Source organism: Bradyrhizobium sp. AUGA SZCCT0158, from assembly GCF_018130065.1.
Classification (GTDB): domain Bacteria; phylum Pseudomonadota; class Alphaproteobacteria; order Rhizobiales; family Xanthobacteraceae; genus Bradyrhizobium.
In genome coordinates this window covers 60636-86716 of sequence record NZ_JAFCME010000010.1, presented here as the reverse complement: position 1 = coordinate 86716, position 26081 = coordinate 60636, and the positions used below count along the sequence as shown (strand labels likewise).

Annotated in this window: 26 protein-coding genes and 1 pseudogene; 17 read left to right on the top strand and 10 right to left on the bottom strand. The window is 62.3% G+C overall.

What is annotated here, in order from left to right; translation table 11 throughout:
- Nucleotides 1-9: 9 nt before the first annotated feature.
- Together JQ574_RS16405 and JQ574_RS16400 are read right to left on the bottom strand one after the other, a co-directional pair.
- Nucleotides 10-1224, bottom strand: coding sequence for a polysaccharide deacetylase family protein (locus JQ574_RS16405; RefSeq protein ID WP_249119402.1), 1215 nt, complete (start codon nucleotides 1222-1224; stop codon nucleotides 10-12).
- A 226-nt stretch (nucleotides 1225-1450) separates the two neighbouring features.
- A complete protein-coding gene (locus JQ574_RS16400; RefSeq protein WP_212208970.1) occupies nucleotides 1451-2254 on the bottom strand; it encodes a polysaccharide deacetylase family protein in 804 nt (267 codons plus the stop codon).
- 102 nt (nucleotides 2255-2356) lie between these two features.
- Here JQ574_RS16400 and mgtE point away from each other — a divergent pair, with 102 nt between their 5' ends.
- Together mgtE and JQ574_RS16390 are read left to right on the top strand one after the other, a co-directional pair.
- Nucleotides 2357-3790, top strand: a complete 1434-nt coding sequence (mgtE, locus tag JQ574_RS16395; protein WP_212208971.1) for a magnesium transporter — start codon at nucleotides 2357-2359, stop codon at nucleotides 3788-3790.
- Between the two features lie 75 nt (nucleotides 3791-3865).
- On the top strand, nucleotides 3866-4192 hold the full coding sequence (locus JQ574_RS16390) for a DNA-binding transcriptional regulator (RefSeq protein WP_212208972.1): 327 nt from the start codon (nucleotides 3866-3868) through the stop codon (nucleotides 4190-4192).
- On the opposite strand, the gene JQ574_RS16385 is transcribed toward JQ574_RS16390, so the two are convergent.
- Complete coding sequence (locus JQ574_RS16385; RefSeq protein WP_212208973.1) at nucleotides 4189-4491, bottom strand: DUF1127 domain-containing protein; 303 nt, start codon at nucleotides 4489-4491, stop codon at nucleotides 4189-4191. The genes JQ574_RS16390 and JQ574_RS16385 overlap by 4 nt on opposite strands.
- 435 nt (nucleotides 4492-4926) lie before the next feature.
- Here JQ574_RS16385 and JQ574_RS16380 point away from each other — a divergent pair, with 435 nt between their 5' ends.
- The 4 genes from JQ574_RS16380 to JQ574_RS16365 all read left to right on the top strand — a co-directional run bounded on the left by JQ574_RS16380 (nucleotide 4927) and on the right by JQ574_RS16365 (nucleotide 8517).
- Nucleotides 4927-5745: an aldo/keto reductase gene (locus tag JQ574_RS16380; RefSeq protein WP_212383684.1), complete on the top strand. Its 819-nt coding sequence runs from the start codon at nucleotides 4927-4929 to the stop codon at nucleotides 5743-5745.
- A 64-nt stretch (nucleotides 5746-5809) separates the two neighbouring features.
- Entirely contained in the window at nucleotides 5810-6628 is an 819-nt protein-coding gene (locus JQ574_RS16375) for a hypothetical protein (RefSeq protein WP_212208975.1), read from the top strand.
- 98 nt (nucleotides 6629-6726) lie between these two features.
- Nucleotides 6727-7548: a universal stress protein gene (locus JQ574_RS16370; RefSeq protein ID WP_212208976.1), complete on the top strand. Its 822-nt coding sequence runs from the start codon at nucleotides 6727-6729 to the stop codon at nucleotides 7546-7548.
- 291 nt (nucleotides 7549-7839) lie between these two features.
- On the top strand, nucleotides 7840-8517 hold the full coding sequence (locus JQ574_RS16365; protein ID WP_212208977.1) for a nitroreductase: 678 nt from the start codon (nucleotides 7840-7842) through the stop codon (nucleotides 8515-8517).
- A 52-nt stretch (nucleotides 8518-8569) separates the two neighbouring features.
- On the opposite strand, the gene JQ574_RS16360 is transcribed toward JQ574_RS16365, so the two are convergent.
- The 3 genes from JQ574_RS16360 to JQ574_RS16350 all read right to left on the bottom strand — a co-directional run bounded on the left by JQ574_RS16360 (nucleotide 8570) and on the right by JQ574_RS16350 (nucleotide 12141).
- Nucleotides 8570-9112 (bottom strand): hypothetical protein, encoded by a 543-nt coding sequence (locus JQ574_RS16360; protein ID WP_212208978.1) that lies wholly within the window; start codon nucleotides 9110-9112, stop codon nucleotides 8570-8572.
- 355 nt (nucleotides 9113-9467) lie between these two features.
- A complete protein-coding gene (locus tag JQ574_RS16355; protein ID WP_212208979.1) occupies nucleotides 9468-10118 on the bottom strand; it encodes a hypothetical protein in 651 nt (216 codons plus the stop codon).
- A gap of 1345 nt (nucleotides 10119-11463) precedes the next feature.
- On the bottom strand, nucleotides 11464-12141 hold the full coding sequence (locus JQ574_RS16350; protein WP_212212446.1) for a DUF599 domain-containing protein: 678 nt from the start codon (nucleotides 12139-12141) through the stop codon (nucleotides 11464-11466).
- A 98-nt stretch (nucleotides 12142-12239) separates the two neighbouring features.
- On the opposite strand from JQ574_RS16350, the gene JQ574_RS16345 reads away from it, so the two are divergent.
- The 4 genes from JQ574_RS16345 to JQ574_RS16330 all read left to right on the top strand — a co-directional run bounded on the left by JQ574_RS16345 (nucleotide 12240) and on the right by JQ574_RS16330 (nucleotide 15077).
- Nucleotides 12240-12896, top strand: coding sequence for a glutathione S-transferase family protein (locus JQ574_RS16345; protein WP_212212444.1), 657 nt, complete (start codon nucleotides 12240-12242; stop codon nucleotides 12894-12896).
- Nucleotides 12897-13167: 271 nt separating this feature from the next.
- Nucleotides 13168-13371, top strand: coding sequence for a hypothetical protein (locus JQ574_RS16340; RefSeq protein WP_192733742.1), 204 nt, complete (start codon nucleotides 13168-13170; stop codon nucleotides 13369-13371).
- A gap of 200 nt (nucleotides 13372-13571) precedes the next feature.
- Entirely contained in the window at nucleotides 13572-14600 is a 1029-nt protein-coding gene (locus JQ574_RS16335) for a hypothetical protein (protein WP_212212442.1), read from the top strand.
- Nucleotides 14601-14639: 39 nt separating this feature from the next.
- Entirely contained in the window at nucleotides 14640-15077 is a 438-nt protein-coding gene (locus JQ574_RS16330; protein ID WP_212212433.1) for a DUF1489 family protein, read from the top strand.
- A gap of 4 nt (nucleotides 15078-15081) precedes the next feature.
- On the opposite strand, the gene panC is transcribed toward JQ574_RS16330, so the two are convergent.
- Nucleotides 15082-15933, bottom strand: a complete 852-nt coding sequence (gene panC, locus JQ574_RS16325; RefSeq protein WP_212212431.1) for a pantoate--beta-alanine ligase — start codon at nucleotides 15931-15933, stop codon at nucleotides 15082-15084.
- A 325-nt stretch (nucleotides 15934-16258) separates the two neighbouring features.
- On the opposite strand from panC, the gene JQ574_RS16320 reads away from it, so the two are divergent.
- Entirely contained in the window at nucleotides 16259-17182 is a 924-nt protein-coding gene (locus tag JQ574_RS16320; protein ID WP_212212429.1) for a division plane positioning ATPase MipZ, read from the top strand.
- Between the two features lie 38 nt (nucleotides 17183-17220).
- On the opposite strand, the gene JQ574_RS16315 is transcribed toward JQ574_RS16320, so the two are convergent.
- Nucleotides 17221-17490: a hypothetical protein gene (locus tag JQ574_RS16315; protein WP_212212427.1), complete on the bottom strand. Its 270-nt coding sequence runs from the start codon at nucleotides 17488-17490 to the stop codon at nucleotides 17221-17223.
- Here JQ574_RS16315 and JQ574_RS35900 point away from each other — a divergent pair.
- The 4 genes and pseudogenes from JQ574_RS35900 (at nucleotide 17443) to JQ574_RS16295 (ending at nucleotide 20760) form a co-directional block, all read left to right on the top strand.
- Nucleotides 17443-18044 (top strand): annotated as a pseudogene (locus tag JQ574_RS35900) (hypothetical protein). The gene JQ574_RS16315 and the pseudogene JQ574_RS35900 overlap by 48 nt on opposite strands.
- A gap of 161 nt (nucleotides 18045-18205) precedes the next feature.
- A complete protein-coding gene (locus JQ574_RS16305) occupies nucleotides 18206-19090 on the top strand; it encodes an alpha/beta fold hydrolase (RefSeq protein WP_212212425.1) in 885 nt (294 codons plus the stop codon).
- Between the two features lie 109 nt (nucleotides 19091-19199).
- A complete protein-coding gene (locus JQ574_RS16300; protein ID WP_212212423.1) occupies nucleotides 19200-19964 on the top strand; it encodes a VWA domain-containing protein in 765 nt (254 codons plus the stop codon).
- Nucleotides 19965-20031: 67 nt separating this feature from the next.
- Complete coding sequence (locus JQ574_RS16295) at nucleotides 20032-20760, top strand: DnaJ domain-containing protein (protein WP_212212420.1); 729 nt, start codon at nucleotides 20032-20034, stop codon at nucleotides 20758-20760.
- A 252-nt stretch (nucleotides 20761-21012) separates the two neighbouring features.
- Here the strand turns inward: JQ574_RS16295 and JQ574_RS16290 are convergent, their stop codons facing one another.
- Nucleotides 21013-22860 (bottom strand): D-alanyl-D-alanine carboxypeptidase, encoded by a 1848-nt coding sequence (locus JQ574_RS16290; RefSeq protein WP_212212417.1) that lies wholly within the window; start codon nucleotides 22858-22860, stop codon nucleotides 21013-21015.
- A 397-nt stretch (nucleotides 22861-23257) separates the two neighbouring features.
- On the opposite strand from JQ574_RS16290, the gene JQ574_RS16285 reads away from it, so the two are divergent.
- On the top strand, nucleotides 23258-23596 hold the full coding sequence (locus JQ574_RS16285; protein WP_212212413.1) for a phasin family protein: 339 nt from the start codon (nucleotides 23258-23260) through the stop codon (nucleotides 23594-23596).
- A 152-nt stretch (nucleotides 23597-23748) separates the two neighbouring features.
- Here the strand turns inward: JQ574_RS16285 and JQ574_RS16280 are convergent, their stop codons facing one another.
- A complete protein-coding gene (locus JQ574_RS16280) occupies nucleotides 23749-25107 on the bottom strand; it encodes a pilus assembly protein (RefSeq protein WP_212212410.1) in 1359 nt (452 codons plus the stop codon).
- A 496-nt stretch (nucleotides 25108-25603) separates the two neighbouring features.
- Between JQ574_RS16280 and clpS the strand changes: the two genes are divergently transcribed.
- The gene (clpS, locus tag JQ574_RS16275; protein WP_192733729.1) at nucleotides 25604-25936 is read left to right on the top strand and encodes an ATP-dependent Clp protease adapter ClpS; all 333 of its coding nucleotides are present in this window, start codon (nucleotides 25604-25606) and stop codon (nucleotides 25934-25936) included.
- Nucleotides 25937-26081 lie beyond the last annotated feature (145 nt).

Genomic DNA, 26081 nt, shown 5'->3' with positions numbered 1-26081 from the left:
GCCGAGGTTCTAGCGCTTTTTCAGGCCGGCCATGCGGACCGCGTTCTTCTTGGCCGGCTTGACCTGCGCCGCATGTTTGGCGGCGCCCTTGCCGCCATGCTTTGCGTGCTTGGCGGGGCGTGCCGCCTGCTTGGCGGACACTTCGTGCGCGGCGGGCGCGGTCGGCTCGGGCTTGCGTGCGGATGGCGGCGAATAGAGCATCGTGACGCGGATCGATTCCGGAAGCTTGAACACGCTGGACGCCGGGACCGGCAGCGCGGGCGGGTCAAGCACCAGGGTCACCTGCTGCGACCACAACGCATCGCGCAAGGCGCGCCGCTGCGCGCGGTCCGCAGGCGCCGTATTGCGCCAATCGGAATGAGACAGCGCGGGCGCGGGCAGGGCCGCGGTCGCGGTATAGGCGAAATTCGGAATTTTGGGCCAGCGTGACGTCGCCACCTGCTCCGATATCGGATGCAATTGCCATTGCGACGGCTCGGTCGGCGTCGCCGGCCGGTCCGGCGTCGCCGGCACGACATGGACCAGGCGATAACCGCGGGCTTTCAGATCGCTCAGGATTCGCGGCAGGGCGGCGACGGTGCGCGCCTGGATATCGTGCAGCAGCAGGATGCCCTTGCCCTTGGCTTCGAGCCGCTGCATCGCGAGATCATAGACTCGCTGCGACGAGACCGGGCGCCAGTCGTCGGCGGGAAAATCGGCGCTCCAGATTTGTAGGCCTTTTGCTTCGGCATATTGCTCGATGACGTCGGAACGGCCGAGGCCCGGAATGCGATAGAACGGCGCCGGCGCGGTACCGTCGCCGAGCGCGGCCGTGATCGATGCAATGCCATCCTCGATTTCCTTTTGGGCGCGATCGAGCGGCAGCTGGTTCATGTTCCCAGGATGGTTCTGGGTATGGGTGGCAATGGTGTGGCCGGCATCGCGCATCTTGCGCACGCCTTCGGGATTGGCGTTGGCCTGCCGTCCGACCAAAAAGAAGGTCGCTTTGGCGCAATGGGCGGCGAGAATATCGAGGATCTGGTTGCTGTATTTCGGCAGCGGACCATCGTCGAAGGTCAGCACCACCTCGCGATCTTCCAGCGGCAGTGTCTTGGCATATTGCATGGTGCCGATCAGCGGATATTGCCGCGGATCGACCACCAGCGTGCGCGACGTGCCCAGCGCATCGGGATGGCCGGGGCAATTGGCGGCCGGCGCGGCCTGCGCCGTGGTGCCGGTCAGCATTCCCAAGAAAACTGCGGCTGAAATTGTGGCTGAAACGGCGGCTGAAAAAGTAATCGATGCCCGCTGACGGAGCCCCATACCTGCGTTAGCGATCATAAAACCCCGGCTTCATTCCCAATCGAATGTTGGTCCCTGCGGACCGGTATTCGGTTCACTCGAAAAATGCCTTGTTTGCAATCCTTAACGGCGGGCCATGAATGCCGCCTTAATAGCCGAAATACCACACTTATTTCGGGTTTTGGACAGCTCTGGCGTTGGCCGCCGCGGCGGCTGGGACCAGATGGACCACGCGGTAGTGGTTTAGCCGCAGATAGCGCAGGAAAGCCGGCAGCATCGCCGCGGTTTGCGCCTTGGGATCGTGCAGCAGGATGATTCCCTTGCGGGCGGCCTGCAGCCGCTCGGTGAGCAGCTTCAGCTGCTGGGCCGGTTTCATCGGCTCCCAGTCGCTGGCCCAGAGGTCGGCGCCGAACACGGATATGCCGCGGTTCTGCAACAGGTCCAGCGTCGCCGGCGTCATCTCGAAATAGGGATAGCGAAAGAACGGCGTAGTCGGGGTCGTTGTGCTGGTCCCGTGCAGCGCCTTTTCGACCGCCGCAAAGCCCTTGTCGATCTCAGCCGTGGCCGCATCCGGCTTGAGGTATTTGATGTTGGGATGCGACCAGGTGTGGTGCCCGACCGTGTGGCCAAGGGCGGCCATCCTGCGCACCAGTTCGGGGTGCGCCGAAGCAGACCTGCCGATCAGGAAGAAGGTGGCGAGCACGCATTCGCGTGCGAGCGCGGCCAGCACCCTCGGCGTCGTGCCCGGCCACGGCCCGTCATCGAAGGTCAGGACCACCTCACGATCTCCAAGCGGCAGGGTCTGCGGAAAGCTCTTCAGGCCGACGCGCGGTGAGGTAGCGGCATCGACGCGCAGAACCCGTGAGGTGCCGAGCGCGTCCTTGTGCGGGCATTCGGCGGCCTTGGCTGCAGCCGTCCACACCGTCGCGGCCGCGATGGCTGTGCAGAGCGTCCTGGTGAATCCTGGGGTCATCAGCCGTTGTGCATCTTTGGCATTGCGCTTGGCGTTGCCGATTGGGTAATGCGTGCAGCGATAACTCAAACGCAAGTTCTGTCAAACCCGGTGAGGCAAGGCATGGCCGAGGATATCGACGTTGCCACCGCCGCCGCGCGGCCTGTTGACGGGTCCGCGCTCGATCCCGCCCTGATGCGGGATGAAGAGGGCCACATCCGACACGAATTCGTCGAGGAAATCACCCGCGCCATCAAGGCCGCCGATCGCCCGTCGCTTTCCGAGTTCGTGGCCGAACTGCACGAGGCCGATCTCGGCGATGTGATCGGCGCGCTCGAACCCGACGATCGCGTGGCCCTGGTCGAATTGACGGGGACCGATTTCGACTTTTCCGCACTCAACGAGGTCGACGAAACCGTTCGCGAGGAAATCCTCGAAGAGCTCGAACCGGAGACGGTCGCCGAAGGCGTTCGCGAACTGGAATCGGATGACGCCGTCGAACTGCTCGAAGGCCTCGACGAGGAGGACCAGGAAGAAATCCTCGAAAAGCTGCCGCCGTCCGAGCGCGACGCGCTGGAGCGCAGCCTGCTGTATCCGGAAAACTCCGCCGGCCGGCGGATGCAGTCCGAATTCATCGCGGTGCCGCCGGACTGGAACGTCGGGCAGGCGATCGACTACATGCGCGACACCCCGGACCTGCCGGACCGGTTCTATGAAATCTACGCGGTCGACGCCAACCAGCACTGGCAGGGCGCGGTCTCGCTCGACACGTTGCTGCGCGCAAGGCGGCCGGTGCCGCTCGCCGACCTGATCGAGGAAGACCGCCGCCGCGTCTCCGTGCTCGACGACCAGGAAGAGGTCGCGCGGATGTTCGGCAAATACAATCTGGTCGCAGCCCCCGTGGTCGACACCACCAACCGGCTGGTCGGCGTCATCACCATCGACGACGTCGTCGACGTGATCGAGGAAGAGGCCGACGAAGACCTCAAAGCGCTCGGCGGCGTCACCAGCGACGAAGAATTGTCCGACAGCGTCTGGACTATCGCGCGCGCCCGATTCAACTGGCTCTTGGTCAATCTGGCGACCGCGTTCCTGGCATCCTCGGTGCTCGGCCTGTTCGAAGGCCAGCTGGAAAAGATGGTGGCGCTGGCCGTGCTGGCGCCGATCGTGGCGAGCCAGGGCGGCAACGCCGCGACCCAGACCATGACGGTGGCGGTGCGGGCGCTGGCGACCCGCGAACTTCATTCCAACAACGCGCTCCGCGTGGTCCTGCGCGAGGCGATGGTCGGTCTCGTCAATGGCCTCGCCTTTGCCGTGATCACCGGCGTCGCCGCGGTGGCGTGGTTCAAGATCCCCGGCCTCGGCGTCGTGATCGGGCTTGCGATCGTCGTCAACCTGATCGCCGGCGCGCTGGGCGGCATCCTGATCCCGATGGTGCTGGAGCGGGTGCGGGCCGACCCGGCGGTGGCTTCCGGCACCTTCGTCACCACCATCACCGACGTGGTCGGCTTCTTCTCGTTCCTCGGCATCGCCACGCTGTGGTTCGGGCTGAAGTGAGCGCTCGGCACGGGAAAGTATCGTTAATCGGTCCTTAACGGGCTTCGCCGATGATTCCCATATTGGGAATCGAACATGCAGCGCTTGCGGCTCAAGGCAGACGGACGGATCGTGGAACTGCGGGACGGGCAGGAGTTTCCGCTCGCGCCGGCGCATCCGGAGCAAACTGCCGCACCAGCGGCGGATCCAACGCCGCTGCCGGCGGTTCGCGACCTGCGCCGCCGTTCGCGCCTGACCCAAACGGAATTCGCCGCACGGCTCGGGGTGCCGGTCGAGACCATCCGGAACTGGGAGCAGGGCAAACGCGCGCCGCGCGGACCGGCGCGGGCGCTGCTCGCCGTCATCGCCCATTCGCCGGAAACGGTTTTCGCCGCGCTCGCCACGGAATCGGCCACCATCTAGCCACCACGGCTCAACAGGTACATCGCGCTATCTCTAATCCTATCGCGTTGAGGTGTGATGTAGTCGATCTCATCGCGCGTCAGGCCGAGGTCCATCAGCTCTCTGTCGCTCAGGTAAGCCAAGCCGGCTCGCAAGCTCTGGCGTTGGCGCCGCTCCTGAAACGCACGCCAATATCGCTTGAGCAAGCCGAGGACGTTCCGCGTCGACGTTGCCATTGGTAATGCGATGGGCAGGTCGAGGCCGAGCCCTGCGGCATCGCGCTCGGTCCCGGATGTGATGTTCGTCTGTTGGGGTGGCATCGGATGCTCCTGCTGTTGCGCTGGCAGGGAGCATGGCCAAACAAAAGGCCCCGTCCGATGCCGGCGGGGCCTGGTGAAAAGATCGCGTCGTCGAATTTCTAGCGCACGACTCCTTCCACGGCCCAGCGAGAGCGGGTTACGTTTTTACGGTTCGCGGTGCGCACGACGTTGATCATGAAGCGTAGCTACCACGGAGATCGCGCCAAATCAAGGGATGTGCCGGCGTGGCTCGCATCCTGGAGGCGAGTGGACGTGGCCGTCGTCGCATCACGCAGCCGGGTTCATGGGTACACGGCCCGGTCTCTTCTAACGCGTTTTCTACCGCCGATAAGTCTACGCAATCTGCGTAAACTTGATTGCTGTGCGAACCGCAATCCATTTCGCACGAAAACGTTATGTGTTGGCACTCAGCTGCCGGCGGACCATAATGGGCGTATGAACTTCATCGAAGCCAACGGCGCAAAAATCCCGGCGATCGGGCTCGGCACCTGGGAATTGCGCGGACGAACCTGCGCGCGGCTGGTCGAACAGGCGCTGCGGCTCGGCTATCGCCACATCGACACCGCGCAGGCCTATGAGAACGAACGCGAAGTAGGCGAGGGGCTGCGCGGCTCCGGCGTCAAGCGCGGCGAGGTGTTCGTCACCACCAAAATCTGGACCACGCATTTCGCGCCCAACGACCTCGAGCGATCGGCAAAGGAAAGTCTCGCCAGATTGCGCCTGACCGAGGTCGATTTGTTGCTGCTGCACTGGCCCAACCCGCAGGTGCCGCTGTCGGAGACGCTGGGCGCGCTGGCGCGGGTCAGGCAGCTCGGGCTTGCCCGGCATATCGGCGTGTCCAATTTCACCGTGGCCCTGATCGAGGAGGCGGTGGCGGCGTGCCCGGAGCCCTTGGTCTGCGACCAGGTCGAGTACCATCCCTATCTGGACCAGGCCAAGGTAATGGAAGCCTGCGCGCGCCACGGCATGGCGCTGGTGGCCTATAGCCCGGTCGCCAAGGGTCGCGTCAAGAACGACCAGGCCTTGCTGCGGATCGGCGAGCGCTATCGCAAGACATCAGCGCAAGTGTGCCTGCGCTGGCTGGTGCAGCAGAACGTGGCGGCGATCCCGCGCACCTCGAAGCTGGAGCGGCTGTCGGAAAATATCGAGATCTTCGATTTCGAACTGTCGGACGCCGACATGCGCGAGATTTCCGACATGGGCAGCGCCAGCGGCCGGCTCACCGATTTCGGCTTCGCACCGAAATGGGATTGAGCCGCGGTCGCGCCGGGCGGTATGCTCAAAGCCCATCGCAAGGCCCTTGGATTGTCTTGGTACGATGAACCTGCGCCAGATCATACCTTCGGACATGACGGCTTCAGTGATTGCCCATCTGTCGCTGCTGGCGTTGCTGCTTGTGTTCTCCGACGTGCATCCGTTCGGCGCCGCCACGCCTGAATCGATCGCGGTCGATATCGTCGCGCCGCAAGACATTCCTGCCGAGATCGAGAAGGCGTCCGAACCGGCTGCGACGCCGCCGCCGCAACCTGATTTCACCGCGCTCGACAAGCCCGCGGCCGCGGCGGCGCCTGCGGTTCAACCACCTGCGGTTCAACAACCGCCTCCGCCGCCGCCGCAGAAGCAGGCGTTGGCCGCGCCTAGCCCGGTGCCGCAGCCAGCCGCGCCACCACAGGGAGTGACGCAGGCGCCGGCCTACAAGCCGCCCGAGCCCGATCTGTCGGTCAAATACAACGTCATGCTCGGTCTGCCGCCGGCCATGCCGCCCAGCGCGCCGGCATCCGGCGACAAGGGCAAAGACAATTTCGACGCGCCCGCGACCACGTCCGCCGACATCAATTCAAGCGTCGTCGCGGCGTTCCGGCGGCACTTGCGGACCTGCTCGAAACTTCCGCCCGCGTTGAAAGGCTCCGACGACGTCAAGGTCAAACTGCGCGTGTTCATGAGCCAGGACGGCAAGCTCGCGGCGGAGCCGCAGCTGATCGAGGCCAGCGCTTCCGCCAAGGGCCCGCTCTTGATGCGCAGCGCCATCAGCGCGCTGGAAGCCTGCCAGCCCTACGCGATGCTGCCGGCCGACCGCTTCGGCGAATGGAAGGTGCTCGACCTCAGCTTTACGCCGCAGGATTTCGCGGGTTCGTGATATTGTTCGATGCGTTTTCTTGACGCGAACTAACGGGAGTAGCCGGCCCGGGATAAATGAACTGGTAGATGCGCGATCACCTAACTGGAGGCAGAGCCATGATCAAAGATATTCTTGTCAACCTGTCTTACGGTAAATCGCAAGATGGCGTTTCCAATTACGCGCTGTCGGTTGCGGAAACATTCGGCGCGCACATCATGGGGACGGCCTTCTATCCGGCAGTGGTCGGTGGCTTTGACCTGTCAGCCAACTTTATTCGAGCCCAGCAGGCTGAAGCTCGACAACGCGCAGAGTCCGTGGCCACCGTGTTTGACGAGGCGACGCGTCGCGCTGGCGTTTCAGCCGAAACACGCAGAATTGAAACTGACGTCGGCGACGGACCAACCCAGTTTGCGCAAATCGCAAGACGGTTCGATCTTTCCGTCATTGGCCAATTTGAAGGGGACCGGGATCATCGAACCACGAATATCGTCCTTGAGGCCGCGCTGTTCGAATCCGGAAGACCGGTGCTCATCGTACCTTTTATTCAGAAGGAGCGCCTCAAACTCGATCATGTCATGGTGTGCTGGGATGGCAGCCGGGCAGCCGCCCGAGCGGTCGCCGATGCCATGCCGTTTCTTATCCGCTCCGGCAAGGCGAGTATTGTTGTTGCGGACGCTCAGAGCGCCAAGAGCGCAGACCTTCCGGGTGTGGATATCGCGACCCATCTGGCCCGTCACGGAGTAAACGCCACGATTGAGCGCATCCCCGTCCGCAAGATCAATGTTTACAATGCAATCCTGTCATATGCAGCCGATACAGGTGCCGACCTCATTGTCATGGGCGGGTACGGGCATTCCCGGCTGCGGGAGTTTATTCTTGGTGGGACGACGCGTGGTATGCTTGCCTCGATGACCAAACCGACATTGATGTCGCATTGATCGGATCTTGGAGTCTGGCGAGCGACGCGAAGCAGGCCGTAGGGCGGATTGGAGCCGAAGGCGTAATCCGCCATTCCGGCTTAGCCGTAGCGCAATCTTCTTCGCCGCAATCGCCGCTCGCAAATCGCACGCGCGACGATTGTTCGGCACCGGGTACATAGCACGGATAATTGGCACTGTAGCGGGGCGGCGGATTACGCCTTCGGCTCCAATCCGCCCTACGGGCTTGCGCGGGAGCGAAGAAACCGCGAAAATCCAGCCTTCAAAAGTCATGTGGGGAATCTTGGAAAAATGAAGTTTGATGACGTCATCCTCGGTCGCCGAAGTATCCGCGGTTACAAGCCCGATCCGGTACCCAGGGCGCTGATTGAGGAAATCATCGCTCTGGCGATGCGCGCGCCGTCGTCGATGAACACCCAGCCCTGGAATTTCTACATCGTCACCGGCGAACCGCTGAATCGAATCCGCGCCGGCAACACCGAGCGGATGGTGGCGGGCATACCTCAGTCGCGCGAATTCCGCACCGGTCAGGCCTTTGCAGGTCCACACCGCGACAGGCAGGTCGGGGTAGCCAAGCAATTATTCTCCGCCATGGGGATCGCGCGCGATGACAAGGACAGGCGCCAGGACTGGGTCTTGCGCGGCTTCCGTCAATTCGACGCGCCTGTATGTGTGATTATCACTTATGACCGCGTGCTTGACGGTAGCGACGACACGCCGTTCGATTGCGGCGCCGTGGCGACCGCCCTGGTCAATGCCGCCTGGTCTCGCGGGCTGGGCGCCGTGATCAACAGCCAGGGCATCATGCAATCACCTGTGGTGCGCGAGCACGCCGGCATAGCCGACGATCAGGTCATCATGAAAAGCATCGCGCTGGGCTGGCCGGATGAAAGCTTCCCGGCAAATGCGGTCGTGTCCGAACGAAAGTCCGTCGAGGAGGCCACGGTGTTCGTCGGTTTCGAGAGTTAGGCGCAAACGACTACATTTGAGCAATCTTGGTTGCGGATACCTCGCCCAGTGGTTAGCCGTTGGCGAGCTTTACCAAGTTCTCGAATGCGATGTACCAGCGGTTCGCGTCAGCATCGGTTGTTATCGCAACGCTTTCGGGATCGATCGGATCAGATTGGAATGGCCAGATTGGCATGAGGTGTGACTCGATGCCATTCACCGGAAACTCCGGGATGATGCCGGAGCTATAAGCCAGAACGAAAAGCGATCCAGCGGCAAAAAGTGTTGCTTGTATGTTGTAGTGGCGATCATGGGGAGGAACAGCGCCACCATACGTGGCTCTAAACGGGAAGTGAGTATAACCCATCTGCCACTCGGCGCCGTCGTAAGAGCCGATCCAAATCTTCCATCCCGCGGGCGGCCGGTGGTCATTGTAGAACGCGTGGCAATCTGAAGCGGAAATTGCTGATGTGGTCGGGTGGTCCTGATCACCGACGATTGTCTTCATCGCGATCCAGGAGGCGACAGCTGCTTGCTGGGCGGCCGTCAGCTTTGGGCGTTTACCTGAAACAAGCTCCGACAGTATCGCTTTGGCGGAGCCTTCGATCTGGTTCATCCACCCATTATTGCAGGAACGACAAACACAGGCGATCGTACGGTCGACTGTTAACCCGGTCCGATTGACGGACAATGCAGCCGGCTCGTGTGGCTTTCTAAGTTGTTGATGATGTTTGTTCTTCGATCGATCTACAGGCAGAAGGTCGTGCATCCATCGAGAGAAAAAATGCTCCTCGCTCCGGCCGGGATTTTCCACAGCGCCGTGCACGTCTGCAAAGAGACAGCGCCATGATCCGACTTCTTTCTTAGGACTTGGTGCCATGGGTTTTTCCGGACGTTGGTCAGCCTGATCTACTTCGCATAATCCGGTAGGGCCGCGGGGACAATGCGAACGCTTGGGCAGGTGGGAAGAGCTAATTCACCGGCTTGATCTCGGAAAGGACCGTGCTGAGACCATCCACGACGGGCTCTGCATCGGTCGCCGTGGCCATTATCTGTAGTTCCGGGAAGTAGAGTTGAAAGGTACGGCGGGTGCGGCCGGCATCGTTGGTGTTTTCGCTCTCGCCACGGATCACCTGGAGAACGCAGGCTCCAACCGCGACTGTTCCTTCTGATTTGAACTTGTAAGCGATCGTACTGGTTTTCTCTTTCGTAATATTCTCACCGTCCGTCGATACCGTACGCATCTTGTAGGTTATGTCAGATCGACGATCAAAATGCTTGGGGAGTCCATCAGGCGCATACTTCCATGTGTGATGCGAGTATTTGCCGGCATAAGGTGTAGTCCATTCAGCCGATGCGATGGTCCCATCGACATAAACTGCCTTCGTCACGAAGACGGGTGGGTTTGGGCGGGTGGATGGCTGTGTCTGGTGAGTCCATACAACCCTGCCGCCCGATGTGTCTCGATGGGCCTGAACGACTGTCCTTGTCCCGTCCTGGCCATGATAGGCCAGTTCAACGGGAACCGTGGAGTTCTTGATCGCGTCGCAGTCGACGGCGGGCGCGGGTTGCGCGGACGCTGTACTGGCAAACAGCAAAAGGAAGAGCGAAAGAAGACGCATGGATTGTCCAGTATGCGGTTGGCCATCCCAACCCAATATTATCCGTTAGCGTCTGTCGCTCATGACAGCTTGAAAGTTCAATCGCTGCTCCAGAGTCGGTAGGGCGGACAGGTCGGTTCAATCCGCCCTGCGAGCTGCCCAGCAACTTCTGCATCGAACGTTGGTTAGGGGTTGACGCTTGGCGCGGCATTTCGAGCCGGGGCCACGCATGTAGTGCAGCTCGGGCCGGTAGCTGTCGCGGACGTCCATAACCAAATTTTGAACGATGCTGGCAATGTCGGAGACGGTCTCAGCCGTCTTGCGAGCAAAACCAGACATTGCGGACCGGCGCGCAGAAGCCGGTGCGGTCGCACGGGGGCTGACGATGCTTTTCCAGGCCATCTCTTTTCTCCCTCCGGTTGGATGTGGGCACCGTGATCATCTAGCGGATCGGAGCTGCGGCTGCGCCAGAGCGATTGCCTTACCTGTTGAGCGATTGCGGCTAACGCCTGCACCTCAATCCGTCGCCGACGTTGCTGCGTCGCTTCCTACGCAAGCGAAATCTCGCAGGCTGCGTGCGACAAAACAACCCGACGGGCAAATTAATTCCGATTTACAGAAATCATGTCAAGTAGAAAATTTCTGTAAATCAAAATATTTCTGTTGTCGTCCGACCCAAATCAGTGCGCATCTATCGCCATCCCGTCCCACTCAGAGGGCGTTGGCCATCGTCACAACGAGGGGCGGGTCGCGGTGGACGCCGAGGTTGCGATTGACGGTCGCGGCTGAAGCGTACGGCGAAAGCGTGTGGTCCTGGCGCCCGTAACGGCGTCAAGCCTTAAGGGAGCTAACGCTTCCGAAGGGCGACGGTGGCAATAGAGGCCGTCTCACCGGGGAGAGCGCGTTATAAGCCGTAAAGCCATTGCGCAGGGAATGTCGGATGCTCTCCGCTGCCCTGTATGCTCGTGTGCAGCATTCTTAGCACAATCGCACACGAGACCGCGGGTGCAGCGCGCATCCGGCATTCCCTGCGCCCTCTGATTGGAGAGGGTGGGAAGTTTGAAAGCAAAACTCGGGCGCAATGCGTCGCGAGATCGCGAAAGTATGTTTTGGATGATGGTGTAACAACAACACCGCTGTCGTCCCGGCCTTGAGCTCAGATGCGCAATTGCGCATCGGGGGACCCATAACCACAGGGAAAAGTTTTGCGAACGGTGTCTACTACCGAGCTTTCACCGGGAGATCACGCGGTATGGGTCCCGGCTCAAGGCCGGGACGACGAGTGGAGAGAGCCGAAAGCCGAGGCGTACTGGATTCTCGCATGCGCGGAATTCAACGAATGACGGAAAGAGAGTTCTGGTTACTCTCAGCTCCCCATCGCCTTCCACGCATTGGACGCGAACTGCCGGCGCCAGGTCACGATCACGACCATCGCTGTCGTGACGAACAGCACCCATGGACTGACGAACCAGCCGAGATAGCCGAGCGCAAAGAAAAACGAACGCTGGCCGCGATTGAAATGCTGGCCGGCGGATTCGAACAATCGCGTGGTGCGGATAACGTGCGCTTCCGCCTCGGGGGTGCCTTTTTCCGAGGCCGGTGGCATCGCGCCGAGCAGGATGGCGACATAGTTGAACAGGCGATAGGCCCAGGAGAATTTGAAGAAGGCGTAGATGAAGATCAGGATCAGCCCGACGCATTTGATTTCCCACAAAGCGGGCGAGGGGCTCAGATCGATCGGCAACGCGCCCAGCACCGCCAGCGCATCATTGGTGGCGCGCAGCAGCGCCAGTCCGCCGCCGATCGCGATCAGGCTGCTGGAGGCAAAGAACGCCGTGCCGTTTTGCAACGAAGCCATGATCTGCATGTCGACCATGCGGGTTTCGCGATCGAGCAGGTTTCGGATCCAGACCTCGCGATAGACATGCATGCGGGCGGACAGGCTGTCACGGCCGTAGGCGGTACGTTCGAGGGTGAAGGCATAGACCGTCCACTCCACGATGAAGAAGGTGATGGCCGCGATATCGACCCAGTATCCGGTCATGCTGCATTCCCCGTCGTCGCTTTGGTCACTCTAGACGTACAGGTTGAACGGTTGCCGTGCACTATGTCATGATGGCGTCCCCAACAGGATTTCCCGCAATGTTGAAGCTCGTCATCGGCAACAAGAACTATTCGTCATGGTCGCTGCGGCCGTGGCTGGCGCTGCGCGCCAACAATATTCCGTTCGAGGAGGTCGTGATTCCCCTGTACACGGACAACCCGGCCGACAAGCAACGCATCCTGAGCTTCAGCGATGCGGGAAAAGTGCCGGCGCTGGTCGATGGCGACGTCACGGTGTGGGATTCGCTGTCGATCATCGAATATCTCGCCGAAAAATTCCCGCAAGCGAAGCTGTGGCCGGAAGACCGCGCCGCCCGCGCCCATGCGCGTTCGATCTCGGCGGAGATGCATTCGGGCTTCATGGCGCTGCGCAACGAATGCGGCATGAACCTGCATCGCCCGATCCGTGCGGTGGCGCTGTCGGACGACGCGAAGGCCAATGTGGCGCGAGTCCAGGCGATCTGGGCCGAGTGCCGTCAGCGCTACGGCAAAGCGGGGCCGTTCCTGTTCGGCGCCTTCTGTGGCGCGGATGCGATGTTCGCACCTGTCGTGCATCGTTTCCGCACCTACGCGATTCCGGTCGCCGGTGAGGCGCGGCACTACGTCGATGCGATGGAGGCGCTGCCGGCGTTCCAGGAGTGGACCCGCGACGGGCTGGCCGAAACCATGCTGATCGACCGGTTCGAGACGATCTGAGGCGGGCGGCGTTAGCCCGTCCGGTTCCAACAGTCCTGACCGTACCCGCCTTGCTGCGGCGGGTCGGGGGAGGGGAGATTGCGGCCGGAATAGCGGCTATGCAAATTCCCCCAAACGGGCATTTAACGCACTGAAATATCTGTAAGATACCCGTTCTCGGGAGGCCTCGATGTTACTGGATTTTTGGGCCCGTGGTGTGCTAGGTTGACGCAGGGTTCTCAAGTCGGCCGATCGCTAGCGGGACAACTAAGCGCCGCCGACAATCTTGCGTATGGAGAGGGCGTTGAAGCACAAGTTCACCGTTGGAGAGACTGTCTATTTCACTGCCAGCAACGTTGCCCGACCGGCCGCCAGCGGCACCTATGAGGTGATCCGGCTGCTTCCGACCGACGGCGACGACTGCCAGTATCGCATCAAAAGCTCGACCGAAGCTTTCGAACGGGTAGCCAAGGAAAGCCAGCTCGCGGTCTCCTGAGCCGCGCTTGCGGTCTCCTGAGCCGTTTACGGTCTCCGGAGCAGCTTGCGGTCTCCTGAAGCTGTGCGCAAACCTGCGGTTGACGCGGTTCCATATCGCCCGCCGTCAAAAGGCCCCGTTCGCAGGACCATTCTGTCGGAAGCGAGTGCGGGCAAACACGCATTCGCTGATCGCGTTATGCTGCGTGAGGGACACCGCGCATGAGCTGGGACTGGGCTTCTTCGCTGGATCAGATCTGGCGCACACCGACCTTTCCGATGTGGCTGACGCTGGCCGCGGCGGGATTTTTGGGAATCATCGTTTTGATCACGCTGCTGCGCGCGGAGAAATCCGTGGCCAATGGCGTGCTGACGGTCATGACGCTGCTCGCGATCGTCGTCGCTGTCGCCGCGACCATCCGCAGCTTCGGGCCGGATGGCGCCGTCTCGTCCGCAGCGACCCCGGTGGCTTCGGTCAGTGCAGCGTTGCCGCAGCTCTCTTGTATCGACGAACTCGCCGGCGATGCCGTCCTCAATGCCTGCGAGAAGACGCTGTTCGGGTCCGCCGACTCGGTTGCTGCCGCGGTCACCTATGCGGCGTCCCAGATCACCCGCCTGACCGGGTTCGGCGATGCTGCCACAGCCGACAAGGTGGCGAGTTCCGAGCTGCAGGCGCTGCGCCGCGCCGTCGAGCGCGACCGCTACGGGCTGATGGCCTATGTGCTGATGGCGCGCGACCATTGCACGCCGGCCGCATGCGCGGCGTTCGCCGCGCTGGCCGACAAGCGCCAGGTCGTCGCCAATATGGACGAGCGCCTCTACGAGAACCTGATCACGCGCTATGCACCGTCGTGGAACGCGCCGCCCCTGGCTGCGACATCCCCGGGGCTGCTCGCGGGGCTGCCGCCGTCGATGCCCACCGGCAAACCCACCAATGCCGAGTTCCCGAGCGCGGCCAATACCCCGCCCATCAGCATCATGAACCCGGAGCCGCCCGCCGCTCGTGCCGCTCCGGCCCCAGCTGCTGCCAATCCACCGGCTTCACCACGTCCGGCCCCGGCCGCAGCAGCACCAACGACCGCCGCACCAGCCACACCAACCACAACCGCGTCGCCAGCGCTGGCGGCAGCTAAAAAACAACCGCCGGCGCCGAAACGCACACCGGCCGCGCCGGTCCAGCTATCGCCGGCACCGGGGGCACCGGGAGCACCGACGGTGTCATCCACAGCTGCTGCGCCCGCCAACGAATGATCGTTTTCAAACGGCGCGCGGCCCGCTAAACCCGGATCCATGCCGCTTCATCTCATCAAGCTCGCCGTTGGCTGCGAGTCGGTCAAAGAACTCAAAGGCTGGGTTGCCGAACGGATGGCAACCGCCAGGAAAAAGGGTTTGCCGCTCCGCCACATCCACGTCACCCGGATGACGCCGAAACGCGACGAGGAACTGCTTGCCGGCGGTTCGCTCTACTGGGTGATCAAGGGAGAGATCGCAGCGCGCGAAAAGCTGATCGCGATCGAGCCGTTCCGCGACAAGGACGGTATCGGACGGTGCCGCCTGGTGATGCAGCCCAAGGTCATTGCCGTCTCGCCGCGGCCGATGCGCCCGTTCCAGGGCTGGCGCTATCTGACCGAGGACGGCGCGCCGGCCGATCTCGGCAAGTCCGCCGCGGTCGTGGCGTCGATGCCGGAGCCGATGCGGCGGGAACTGCGCGATCTCGGGCTGCTGTAGCGGCCTAAACCGCGATATTGTCGATCAGCCGCGTGGTTCCGATCTTGGCGGCGACCAGCATCCGCATCGGCCCCTGCTTGAGCGAGGCGATCGGCGCCAGCGTTTCGGCGTGGCGCACCTCGAAATAGTCCAGCGCAAAACCCGCGTTCTCGATCAGCTCGGCGCCGGCCTGCATGACGGCGTCGACAGGCTCGCCGGCGCGAAGGCGCGCCGCGCTTTGCTTCATCGCGCGATAGAGCTCGGGCGCCGCCTGGCGCTGTTCGGGCGCGAGGTAGACGTTGCGCGAGGACATCGCCAGCCCGTCGCGTTCCCGAACCGTGCGCGACCCGATCACCTTGACGCCGAGATCGAGATCGCGCGCCATCTGCGTCACCACCCGCAATTGCTGAAAGTCCTTTTCGCCGAAGATCGCGACATCCGGCCGGCACTGGGTGAACAGCTTGCCGACCACGGTGGCGACGCCGCCGAAGAAGTGCGGGCGGAAGCGATCTTCCAGCCCGGCGGTGGCCGGACCTTCGGGTACGATCCGGGTGGCGAAGCCTTCCGGATACATCGCCTTGACGTCCGGATTCCAGATCAGGTCGACCTTCTCGGCCGCGAGCCTGGCGACATCGGACTTCCAGGTCCGCGGGTAAGAGCCGAAATCCTCCGTTGGCGCGAACTGGGTCGGATTAACGAAGATCGAGACGACGACTTTCTGTGCGCGGCGTTTGGCGAGCCGAACCAGCGACACATGGCCGTCATGGAGCGCTCCCATGGTTGGCACCAGCGCGACCGTGGCCTTTCTGGCGCGAAGGCCATCAAGCGCGCGGCGCAATGCGGGGACGGTACGGACGACCATAGGGCTTCGCGGCATCTGGGCTCGATCTCTTGCACGATGTTTTGGGATGAGGGGGCTGTTAGCCGCGGCCTCTTGGCGGGCGATGCGACCTTATAAGGCCGAGGCATTGCCGCCAAGGTGATCAACCCGTGCAACTCGTCACGGCAGTCCGACGTAGCTGCATGGGTCATGTATCGCCAGAGGGCCGGCGCGTGGAAACGTGCGCTCGATCACAGATGAACGCGACAAGCGGATTCATGATTAAGGCACGCAGACAGTGATTCAAAAGTGTTATCACGCATTTTGCTTGACCACAGCCGCGCGTGATTTGAAGATATCAAACGGGGGTTGGGGTTGAGTCATGTTGGTTCAGGCTAGTCAGGGTCAGTCCGGTTCGGCGCACGTCGTCGTGCTCGGCAACGAGAAGGGCGGTTCGGGGAAATCCACCACCGCGCTGCATATCGCTGTCGCCTTGATGAAAGCCGGTCAGCGGGTCGCCACCATCGACCTCGATTGCCGCCAGCAAAGCTTCACTCGGTACGTCGGCAACCGTACCGCGTGGGCCCGCCGCACCGGCCTCGATCTCGAAGTTCCCGTCCACTTTTGCATCAAGCTCGGCGAGACGATGCAGATCGCCGACAATGAAAATTCCGAGTTCCAGCAGTTCATGGAAGCGGTGAGTACGGTCGAGCGCGCCTTCGACTTTATCGTCATCGATACGCCGGGTTCGGATTCCTATCTGATGCGCCTGGCCCATTCGATGGCCGATACGCTGGTGACGCCGATCAACGACAGCTTCCTCGATTTCGACGTGCTCGGCACCGTCGACCCCGCCACCTATTCGGTGACCGGCGAAAGCCACTATGCCGAGATGGTGCGCGACACCAGGCGCAAGCGCCGCCAGCTCGACGGCGCTTCGACCGATTGGGTCGTGGTGCGCAACCGGCTGTCGATGATCGGCTCGCGCAACAAGCAGCTCGTCGCCGACAGTCTGAAGGATCTGTCGTTGCGGCTGGGCTTCCGTTCGATCGACGGCCTTGCCGAGCGGGTGGTTTACCGCGAATTCTTCCCGCGCGGGCTGACTGCGCTCGACGACATCGATGAGGCCACCCTCGGCACGCGGCCGAGCATGGGCCATGTGACGGCGCGCGAGGAGGTGACGAGCCTGCTCCGCCAGTTGAAGCTGCCGCTCGACGAGCGGGGCCGGCGGCGGGCCGCCAACCGCGCCGAATGGTTCAGCCAGGTCGACAAGCCGCTCGAAGTCCACGACATCCTCGGCGCCTGACCCAGGCGCTCGATCCTCGGCGCCTGATCGCCGCGGCCTCAGCGCGATCTCGGTGGCTCGATCACCGTCATCCGGAACGGGCCGCTGTTGCCTGCCGCATGCGCGACCGCGGCGTTGGCGTCGTCGAGTGCAAACGCCGTGACCTCGAGTTGATCCAGGCTGACCAGGCCCGCGCCAATAAGCCCGGCCATCAACAGGGCCGCGTGCGGCGGGTACATCCATTGGCCGCGAAGTGTGATGCAGTTCCGCATCATCCATGAATAGGGCAGTTCGAGACCGGCGCCATCCAGCATGCCGAGGCCGCCCATCAGCACCACGCGTCCGTAAGGCCGAACCGCGCGGCCGCGGATGAAATCTTTGCGTTCAGCCGCCTGCCGGAAGGCGACCGCAACATTCTCCTCACGGTGCTGACCAACCGCGCGACACGAAAGTTATTCGGCGCTTCATGGGAAGAAGAGGCCCGGCGCATCGTGGCGCAATTCCGCGCCACGCATGATTGTGGGCCGGCGATCCCGCGTTCCAGGAACTGCTTGCACGGCTGCGGCAGGGCTGTCCCGAATTTTCGGGCTGGTGCGAGGCCCATGATATTGGCGGCGCCGCAGCCGGCCAGAAATCCCTGAGCCATCCGAGGAAGGGGCGGCTGAAGCTGGAATACGCGAGCTTCCAGGCCAATGACGATCCGGCGCTGAAGCTGATCATTATACCGCCGGCTGAATCCGGTGGTTTTCCGGGATTTCCGGGGCAGACACGGCGTGCGAAAAAAGGGAACGAACTGCCTACAATACCGTTTTCATTAGACTTTTATCGATCGGTCGAACCGAAGCTTGGTTGGGACCGTCATATACAAGGCAATAGGAGATGATCGCCGGGTAGTGAGCAGCTGCACAATAGATGGGTGCATCGCACAACGATCAGGCGGTCAATTCACAACATTTGGACTTTATGTCACGCCGCTGTGACATATATCATCAAGAACGAGGCCGAAGAGTCTCCACATAGCCCGCCGGGGCCCCGAGGACGCCGATGAAACGTGGAATTGCCGTTCTGCTTTCACTTACCGTACTGGTTGCGGTCGCGTATTTTACCGCGAGCAAGTGGGCGATCCGTCACGAGACCATCGCGTTCCATGATCCGGCGCGGGACAATCGTCTGGTTGCGGTGAATATCGCCGTTCGGCGCGACAAGGAAATGCAGGCCAATGCCGGCATGATCAGGCTGCCGGTTGCGGTCATCAACCACGGCAACACCGTCAAGCATACCGAGTACTCGTTCCTCTCCAACGCCTTTGCGGCGCGCGGCTATCTTGCGGTCAGCCCCCAGCACGATCTGCCGACCGATCCGCCGATGGTGACCAAGGTCGGCGAACTCTATGTCGGCCGCCTGCCGCAAATTCAGCGCGGCGTCGCCAACATCCATTTTGCCATCGACGAAATGAAGAAGGTCCAGCCCAACGCCGACTACGCCAGGGTGACCATGGTGGGGCATTCGATGGGCGGCGATATCTCGATGTATTTCGCCAAGCAGTATCCCGACGAGATCAAGAAGGTGGTCACGCTGGACAATCTGCGCGTGCCGTTCCTGACCGACGGCAAGTTCAAGATCCTGTCGTTCCGTTCGAAGGATACGCAGTTCAAGCCGGACCCGGGCGTGGTGCCGGATGACGACCAGTGCGAGCAGGCCGGTATTACGGTTGTGAACACCGGCTACCAGCACAACGATATGCGCGATACCGGGCCCGATGCGGCAAAGTCGTCGATCCAGACGATGCTCGACAAGTTCATCGCTGACAACAGCGACAGCAGCACACTGAAGCCGGTGCCGACCAAGGTGCCGGATCCGCTCGTGAGCAATCCGGGACCGGTGCCGCTGGCCAGCAACCCACCGACCATCAAGTCGGCGACCAACTAACGGCTCAGCTGTTAAGCTGCCGCTGCCTGATCCCGGCGGATCACGACCGGGTGCATTGACGCCCCGTATGGACAGTCCCACATAGAGCTTGCTGTAATTGCGAGCGCTCATGGCCGGCGAACCCACCAAACCGAAATCTTCCGCCGACATCTTCTCGGCGCAGAAACCCCAATCGCGCAGCGCTCCGTTGCCGGAAGCGCGGCCCTCGGCGGCCGAAGACATCGCTGCCTTTGTCGCCAAGGCTCGCGCCATGTCCCCGCACCGGACCGGCGCGAAGGGCAGGCTGGTGTTCGCGCTCGACGCCACCATGAGCCGGCAACCGACCTGGGACATGGCCTGCGCGCTGCAGGCCGACATGTTTCGCGAAGCGGCGTCGCTCGGCAGCCTCGACATTCGCCTGGTCTACTACCGCGGCCTCAATGAATGCCGCGCGACGGGATGGATCTCCGACTCGGCGCAACTCGCTAAATTGATGACCAAGATCGATTGTCAGGGCGGCAATACCCAGATCGGCAAGGTGCTCTCGGAAGCCCGTCGCGAAGCGGTCGCTTCCGCCGTGCGCGCCGTGGTGTTCGTCGGCGACGCCATGGAAGAGTCGGTCGACGACCTCTGCGCCAAGGCCGGTGAACTCGGCCTGCTCAAGGTGCCCGTGTTCATGTTCCAGGAAGGCCACGACGTTACGGCCGAGCACGCGTTCCGTGAGATCGCGCGCCTCACCGGCGGGGCATGGTGCAGGTTCGATCCCGGCGCCGCAGCCCAATTGCGCGAGCTGTTGCGAGCTGCCGCGGCCTATGCCGCCGGCGGACGCGAAGCGCTGCTGCGGCTGTCGAAGACCGGAAGCGGCGCGGCCAAGCTGATCGGCCAGATGAAATGATCGCCAGCTTGGCTCTTCCGGTGCGGATCGCCATGCTTTTTGCCGCCGGGGCGACTATATTGGGCCCATGCCAACCCTGATTGCCGGTGTCGTCGCCGTTGTCCTGCTATATTTGCTGCTGCAGATGTTTCGTGCAGCCAATCCGGTCGTGCTTGCGCGGCTGCTCAAGATCGGCGGCGGAATCATCGCGCTGGCGGTCGCGGCCTTCACCGGGCTCAGGGGCGAACTGGCGGTGGCGATCCCGCTCGGCATCTTCGGAGCGGGACTGCTCGGCTGGTCGCCGTTCGGCCCGTCCGGCTTCAGCAATATCGGCGGGATCTTCGGCGGCGGCGCGCAGCGCTCGCCTGGACAGACCTCGCGCGTGCGATCGCAGTTTCTCGACATGAGCCTCGATCACGACAGCGGCGTCCTGTCGGGCCAGATCGTCGACGGGCCCTATGCCGGCCGCTCGCTCGACGAGTTCGACCTGGTGCAGCTGACGACGATCATGTCCGGCTTCGACGCCGAGAGCGTAGCCTTACTTGAAAGCTATCTGGACCGCCGGTTTCCCGCCTGGCGTCAGAACGCGCAGGGCGACGCGGCAGGGGGGCAGCGCCGCGCGCCGCCGAGCGGTAAAATGACGGACGAGGAGGCCTATCAGATCCTTGGCCTGCAGCCGGGGGCGGGGCGTGACGACATCAGCCGGGCGCATCGCGCCCTGATGAAGAAACTGCATCCCGACCAGGGGGGCTCGACGTACCTCGCCGCCCGTGTAAACGAGGCCAAGGATACTCTGCTTCGCGCGCATCTCAGCTAACTCCGGCAAACGCTACCAAACGCTACAAACCGAGAGCTGCCGCTGCCCTATTCTCTGGTTGATGCCCCGTGTCGCCCGCCGTTTTCCGGCGTGGTCGATCCTTCATTCCGGAAAACTTAACCGTAAATTCTTGACGAGAAGTTTGCGCAGGTTCGATTTGCCGCCGGCGACCGAACGGCGTCTGCAACTGTGCTCTGGAAACAACAAAGCCGGCGCTTGCGGCGCCGGCTTTGCGAACAAAGAGAGAGAAGGTCAGTTACGAACGGTGATGCAGGAGATGTCGGCGCGCTTCAGCGTCTTGCAGACCGCCTCGGCCTGATCGCGCTCGAGGCCGGCGAAGCGGGCGCGGAACAGCTTGCGATTATCCTTGGCAACGACCGGCTCGGTGAATGAGTCAGCCTTGCCGAGCAGGCCACGGGCCTGATTGCGAGCCTGATCGAGGCGGGCGCGGGCTTCGCTTTCGCTTTCCAGTGCGCCGACCTGGATGATCCAGCCGGTATGGGTAACGGCGGCCGCGGGCTTGATGGCGCCGTTCTGCTGGACCGTCTGTGGCTGGGCATAGGCGAGTGCCTGCGGGGCGGCGGCCGGCACGCTGGAGGCGGGCAGCACGCCGAGTACGCCATGCCCGGTACCGTGATTGGCGGGCTGCGGCGGCAGTTCGGCACGGGCCATTTCGGGTCTGATCACTTCAGGCTTGACGGCTTCAGATCGGGGCTCGGCCCGCGCCACGACGGCGCTGGAGGTCTCCGCCACTTCCGGGCGGGAGGGCGCAATCGTGCTGGTGATCGGCGGGGCAACAGGCTGGGACGGGCTGGCGGAAGCCAGCTTCATCACGCCGGCCTTGACCTGAACCGTCTTGACCTTGACCGGCTTCATTGGTTCGGCCGAGCCGGGGATCGCCGATATCGCCTGGGTCTGAATCACGCCGCTGGTCAGCGGAGCCGGTTCGGGCTTGGCCTGCGCTACGAACTTGGACTGTTCGGGTTTCGGTTGCGGCGCCGGCAGGGCGGCCGCGGCTGCGGCCATCAACGAGGGCCTGGCCGGGGCGACGCTGCGCGTCGGCTGCATCGCGGCCATGCTGGGCTCGGAGGCTGCGACGGCGTTGTTGGCCTGGACCGCCTCGGTCGGGCGCGGCGTGCTGGCGACTTCGGCCACCTCGACGCTGGCCTCGGCGGAATTACGTTCGGTAACGGCGGCGGCGGTGCGGATGGTGGCACTCTTGTCGAGGTTTTCCGCGAGCAGGGTGCGCATGGTGGCGTCGCGCGATCCGCCGCTGCGGCCGCCAAGCACCACGCCGATCAGATGGCGGTTGCCGCGCCGCATCGAGCTCACGAGATTGAAGCCCGACGCGCGGGTGTAGCCGGTCTTGATGCCATCGACGCCTTCGACATTGCCGAGCAGCCGATTGTGGTTACGGATCGCCTGGCCGCGATAATAGAATACGTTGGTCGCGAAGTAGCGATAGTAGCGCGGAAAGCGTTCCTGGATCGCGCGGCCCAGCGTTGCCTGGTCGCGCGCGGTCGTGAGCTGTTCCTCGTTGGGCAGGCCGTTGGCGTTGCGATAGACCGTCTTGGTCATGCCGAGCGCGCGCGCCTTGCGCGTCATCAGCTTGGCGAATTCATCTTCATCGCCGGCAATGGCTTCCGCGATCACGACCGAGGCGTCGTTGGCGGAGCGCGTCACCAGTCCCTTGATGGCGTCTTCGACCTTGATGGTCTGGCCGGGCTTCAGGCCGAGTTTGGTCGGCGCCTGTCGGGAAGCATACGCGGACACTTCCAGTTCGGAATCCAGCTTCAGCTTGCCGCGCTCGAGCTGCTCGAACAGCAGGTAGAGCGTCATGATCTTGGTCAGCGAGGCCGGACGACGGAGGGCGTCAGGATTGTTGGAGGAGAGCGTGGCGCCGGAATTGCCGTCGACGATGATGGAAGCGAATTGCGGGCTATAGCTCGCCACGGCGGCGTGGTGCCGGGCATGGTGGCGTTGGCGGTAGCGGCGGGCTTCTGCGCTGTCGCTGGTGTAGATGATTGCAGTGGTGAGTGTGACCAGCCCGAGAACGCAAACTCGCAACGTGCGCGAGGAAGCTAAGGTTGTACGAAGCATTTACTTCCCCGTCCCAATTTCTGTCTTGATCACCGGTTCGTGAGGCGAAATTGTGCCCTTCGGCCCGGTGACGCTGCCTGTTCGAAGCGGTTAGCCTGGTTGCAATTTGGCCCCGGCTGGCCGATCAGGTCGCTGTTCTAGCTAAGGTATTGTTCACAAACAGCATTCAGGCTGTCTGTCGGAAGGCGAACACGTCCGGGAATCAGGTTAGGCGGCGCGAGTTTCCAAAAGGTTAAGTAACCGTTGCGTAACACTCCGGGGTTTGGCGCTAATCGTCGGCATTTGTGCGTCGCACAAGATTCCTTGACAGCCATTGTGCGGTGCACTATAAGGGAGGGGTGGTCAGGGAGCCGGGACCTCCCGGCGAATTACATTCAGTCTGGGAAAGGACTCCAAGATGGTCAAGGTTGAAGACATTCAGAGCTACGGAAAAGAGCATCTCGAAACGGTCGCCGCGTCCGCGAGCAACCTGCAGAGCGGTGTTCAGGCGATTGCGACCGCTTATGGCGACTACGCCAAGAAGTCGTTCGAAGATACCAAGTCGTTTGTTGAAAAGCTGTCCGGCGTGAAGTCGGTGGACAAGGCGATCGAAGCCCAGACCGAATTCGCCCGCTCGTCCTACGAGACCTTTGTCGCCGAGTCGCAGAAGATTGCCGGCCTCTATACCGATCTGGCCAAGCAGACCTTCAAGCCTTACGAAGGCCTGGTCGCGAAGTTCGCTCCCGCCACGCACTAAACTCTTTGTTTGACGCGTTTCCTTTACGCGAACCGGTATCCACTTCGCTCGAAAACGCTTTAAGCGCTGCGCGATACCTTCCAAAACAAAAAAGCCCGGCCGTTGCGGCCGGGCTTTTTTCGTTTGCTTTGTTCGTGCCGGTTGCGACGCGATTATTTCGCGACGCGCAGCTTGGAGAGCGACGTGCCGATCGCGCTAAAGGCCGTCGCGATCTGGCTCGAGGACGTCACGGTAGAGAACTTGTCCGAGCCGCTGGCGCAATACTGCAGGACTGTGGAGGTCGGATCGCCGTTGGTGTTGACGTGCATCGTGTAGATGACGATGCCGTCGGCCTTGATGTTGTCGCACTGGATGCGCTGGCGGGCGTCGATGGCGCCGTTGTATTGGACTTGGCCGTTGCCGTATGACGGCCAGCGATCCTGCGTGTTCAGACCGTCGGACATCACGATCAGCACCTTTTTATAGGTGTAATTGGCATCTTCGGGCGGTGCGTTGAGCGGCGCGCCCTGGGTCAGAGACTGCCATCCCCAGGCGATGCCGATCGGCTGGTTGGTGCCGCCGTTCGGGGTCAGCGAGTCGACCTTGGATTTGGCGGAGGCGAAGTCGGTCGTCAGAGGCAGCAACTGCGCCGGGCATGCGTTGTACTGCTCGGCATAGAACTTGGTTGCGGGATCGGAAGTCGGCGTCGTGTTCTTGGTATCGTAGTCCTGATCGCGGTCGGTCACACAGCCGTTCCAGGTATCGTGGTTCTTCGCCGTCCAGGTCCTGCCGGCCGATTCACAGGAGCTTTTTGTAGGGTAGTTCCCGGAGTTCTTGCCGCTGCACTTGCCGTTCGCAGCCTCCCACTCGCTCCACTCGATCCACGACTGTTCGTAGTTGCTGGCGCCGACGTTGACGTCCTTGGCGAAGGGAATGATCGAGATGTAGATGTCGCCCGTGTTCTTGGCGAGGGCGCCGATCTGGTCGATCAGGGCCTTTGCAGCCGGCTTCATCGCGGTCATTTTGCCGTCATCGTTCATCGATCCGGTGACGTCGAGCGCAAGCGCGACGCGCATGCGGACGTTGCCCCAGAGCGAGGTTGAACTGGTGTCGAAGCCGATTTGCGGAAAGCCGGCGACCTTCATGAACTCCGTCGGCACGTTGCCGGAGCCATTGATCTTGATGGTCGAGCCCTTGCCGGTGTTGGCGGTATATTCCGCCGTGACCGTCACCTCCCTGGCTTCGGTGTTGGTGTAGAGCGCCTTGAAATAGTCCTGCGCCTTGGTGTTGATATCCGAGGCCTTGATGGTTCCGTCCGACAGGTCTTTCGCCACCATCAGGGCGGTGGAATCGAGGGCAGCCTGCATCGACGACCGGGCGCTGTTGGCACGGGTATAGTCGATCGCGGCGCCGACGAAGCTCAGGATCGGGACGGCGGCGATGGCAAACAGAACCGCGATGTTGCCCTGATCGGCCTTGGCAAAACGCCCGGCGGCCGTACGCACCCGACTGAAAATGGCTGTATTGAGCATGGCTCTCACCGAAATAGTGGTTTCAAGCGGTATTTCGGCCCGGGCGGCTAAACAGGCGGTAAATTGGTTCCCGCAAAAACGGGTCAAAGCCCATGTATCGGGAAACCGGTGGCCAGAACTGCCGCCTATGCTCAAGGACCGCTAAACGGGCAGGGGCCTTCCTTTGTCAAATCCGCCAGAAACGATTAACCTTGCCTGGATTGCCGGACCGGGATTCGGGGCCGGTTGCGGGCCGGCAGGGCAGCGTTGATGCGCTTGCGGTGGTCTCCAACTGGACCCATATTCCAATAGCCGATCCGCCGCTGGATCGGACCGGGAGCGGCGATCTGGAAAGCGTTGCTGGGTACCTTGTGGTGGTCGTTTTGGGGCCTTCGCGAGCGTGCGACGATGCGCTGTCCGGTTTCCCATGGGAATGTCGAACGCCTGAGCCATGTTGCAGTTTAACTCCAAAGCCTATTCGTCCGCGCCCGCCGCGACCGCCGTCTCTGCTCCCCGGATGAGCAATGACGAAAACCGCAATGCGGGGACGAACGGTCCGTCGACCTCGGTCATCACCAAGGTCAAGCCGAAGACCAAGCGTCCGAATCTCTATCGTGTCCTGATCCTGAACGACGATTACACGCCGATGGAGTTCGTGGTTCATGTGCTGGAGAAGTTCTTCCAGAAGGACGCGGAAGCCGCCACCAAGATCATGCTTCATGTCCATCACCACGGTATCGGCGAGTGCGGCGTTTTCACTTACGAAATCGCCGAGACCAAAGTGACGCAGGTGATGGATTTTGCGCGCAAGCATCAGCATCCCCTGCAATGCGTGATGGAAAAGAAATAGCCGCTGCACCCGCCTCGACCGGCTAAAAGGCGACCGGCTAAAAGGAACGGGTCTTGCATTGTTCCGCCCCGGAGGAAGTAGGCGGCCCCCAGTAGTTTTTCGGGTTGGTTCTCGTATCGCGGTGGTGCGAAAGTTTAGAGAAAAA

Excerpts from the sequence above, each read along its gene's own strand:
- JQ574_RS16405 (WP_249119402.1), bottom strand. The coding sequence starts at position 1,224 with ATGCTGACCGGCACCACGGCGCAGGCCGCGCCGGCCGCCAATTGCCCC.
- JQ574_RS16400 (WP_212208970.1), bottom strand. The coding sequence starts at position 2,254 with ATGACCCCAGGATTCACCAGGACGCTCTGCACAGCCATCGCGGCCGCG.
- mgtE (WP_212208971.1), top strand. The coding sequence starts at position 2,357 with ATGGCCGAGGATATCGACGTTGCCACCGCCGCCGCGCGGCCTGTTGAC.
- JQ574_RS16390 (WP_212208972.1), top strand. The coding sequence starts at position 3,866 with ATGCAGCGCTTGCGGCTCAAGGCAGACGGACGGATCGTGGAACTGCGG.
- JQ574_RS16385 (WP_212208973.1), bottom strand. The coding sequence starts at position 4,491 with ATGCCACCCCAACAGACGAACATCACATCCGGGACCGAGCGCGATGCC.
- JQ574_RS16380 (WP_212383684.1), top strand. The coding sequence starts at position 4,927 with ATGAACTTCATCGAAGCCAACGGCGCAAAAATCCCGGCGATCGGGCTC.
- JQ574_RS16375 (WP_212208975.1), top strand. The coding sequence starts at position 5,810 with ATGAACCTGCGCCAGATCATACCTTCGGACATGACGGCTTCAGTGATT.
- JQ574_RS16370 (WP_212208976.1), top strand. The coding sequence starts at position 6,727 with ATGATCAAAGATATTCTTGTCAACCTGTCTTACGGTAAATCGCAAGAT.
- JQ574_RS16365 (WP_212208977.1), top strand. The coding sequence starts at position 7,840 with ATGAAGTTTGATGACGTCATCCTCGGTCGCCGAAGTATCCGCGGTTAC.
- JQ574_RS16360 (WP_212208978.1), bottom strand. The coding sequence starts at position 9,112 with ATGAACCAGATCGAAGGCTCCGCCAAAGCGATACTGTCGGAGCTTGTT.
- JQ574_RS16355 (WP_212208979.1), bottom strand. The coding sequence starts at position 10,118 with ATGCGTCTTCTTTCGCTCTTCCTTTTGCTGTTTGCCAGTACAGCGTCC.
- JQ574_RS16350 (WP_212212446.1), bottom strand. The coding sequence starts at position 12,141 with ATGACCGGATACTGGGTCGATATCGCGGCCATCACCTTCTTCATCGTG.
- JQ574_RS16345 (WP_212212444.1), top strand. The coding sequence starts at position 12,240 with ATGTTGAAGCTCGTCATCGGCAACAAGAACTATTCGTCATGGTCGCTG.
- JQ574_RS16340 (WP_192733742.1), top strand. The coding sequence starts at position 13,168 with ATGGAGAGGGCGTTGAAGCACAAGTTCACCGTTGGAGAGACTGTCTAT.
- JQ574_RS16335 (WP_212212442.1), top strand. The coding sequence starts at position 13,572 with ATGAGCTGGGACTGGGCTTCTTCGCTGGATCAGATCTGGCGCACACCG.
- JQ574_RS16330 (WP_212212433.1), top strand. The coding sequence starts at position 14,640 with ATGCCGCTTCATCTCATCAAGCTCGCCGTTGGCTGCGAGTCGGTCAAA.
- panC (WP_212212431.1), bottom strand. The coding sequence starts at position 15,933 with ATGCCGCGAAGCCCTATGGTCGTCCGTACCGTCCCCGCATTGCGCCGC.
- JQ574_RS16320 (WP_212212429.1), top strand. The coding sequence starts at position 16,259 with ATGTTGGTTCAGGCTAGTCAGGGTCAGTCCGGTTCGGCGCACGTCGTC.
- JQ574_RS16315 (WP_212212427.1), bottom strand. The coding sequence starts at position 17,490 with ATGGGCGGCCTCGGCATGCTGGATGGCGCCGGTCTCGAACTGCCCTAT.
- JQ574_RS16305 (WP_212212425.1), top strand. The coding sequence starts at position 18,206 with ATGAAACGTGGAATTGCCGTTCTGCTTTCACTTACCGTACTGGTTGCG.
- JQ574_RS16300 (WP_212212423.1), top strand. The coding sequence starts at position 19,200 with ATGGCCGGCGAACCCACCAAACCGAAATCTTCCGCCGACATCTTCTCG.
- JQ574_RS16295 (WP_212212420.1), top strand. The coding sequence starts at position 20,032 with ATGCCAACCCTGATTGCCGGTGTCGTCGCCGTTGTCCTGCTATATTTG.
- JQ574_RS16290 (WP_212212417.1), bottom strand. The coding sequence starts at position 22,860 with ATGCTTCGTACAACCTTAGCTTCCTCGCGCACGTTGCGAGTTTGCGTT.
- JQ574_RS16285 (WP_212212413.1), top strand. The coding sequence starts at position 23,258 with ATGGTCAAGGTTGAAGACATTCAGAGCTACGGAAAAGAGCATCTCGAA.
- JQ574_RS16280 (WP_212212410.1), bottom strand. The coding sequence starts at position 25,107 with ATGCTCAATACAGCCATTTTCAGTCGGGTGCGTACGGCCGCCGGGCGT.
- clpS (WP_192733729.1), top strand. The coding sequence starts at position 25,604 with ATGAGCAATGACGAAAACCGCAATGCGGGGACGAACGGTCCGTCGACC.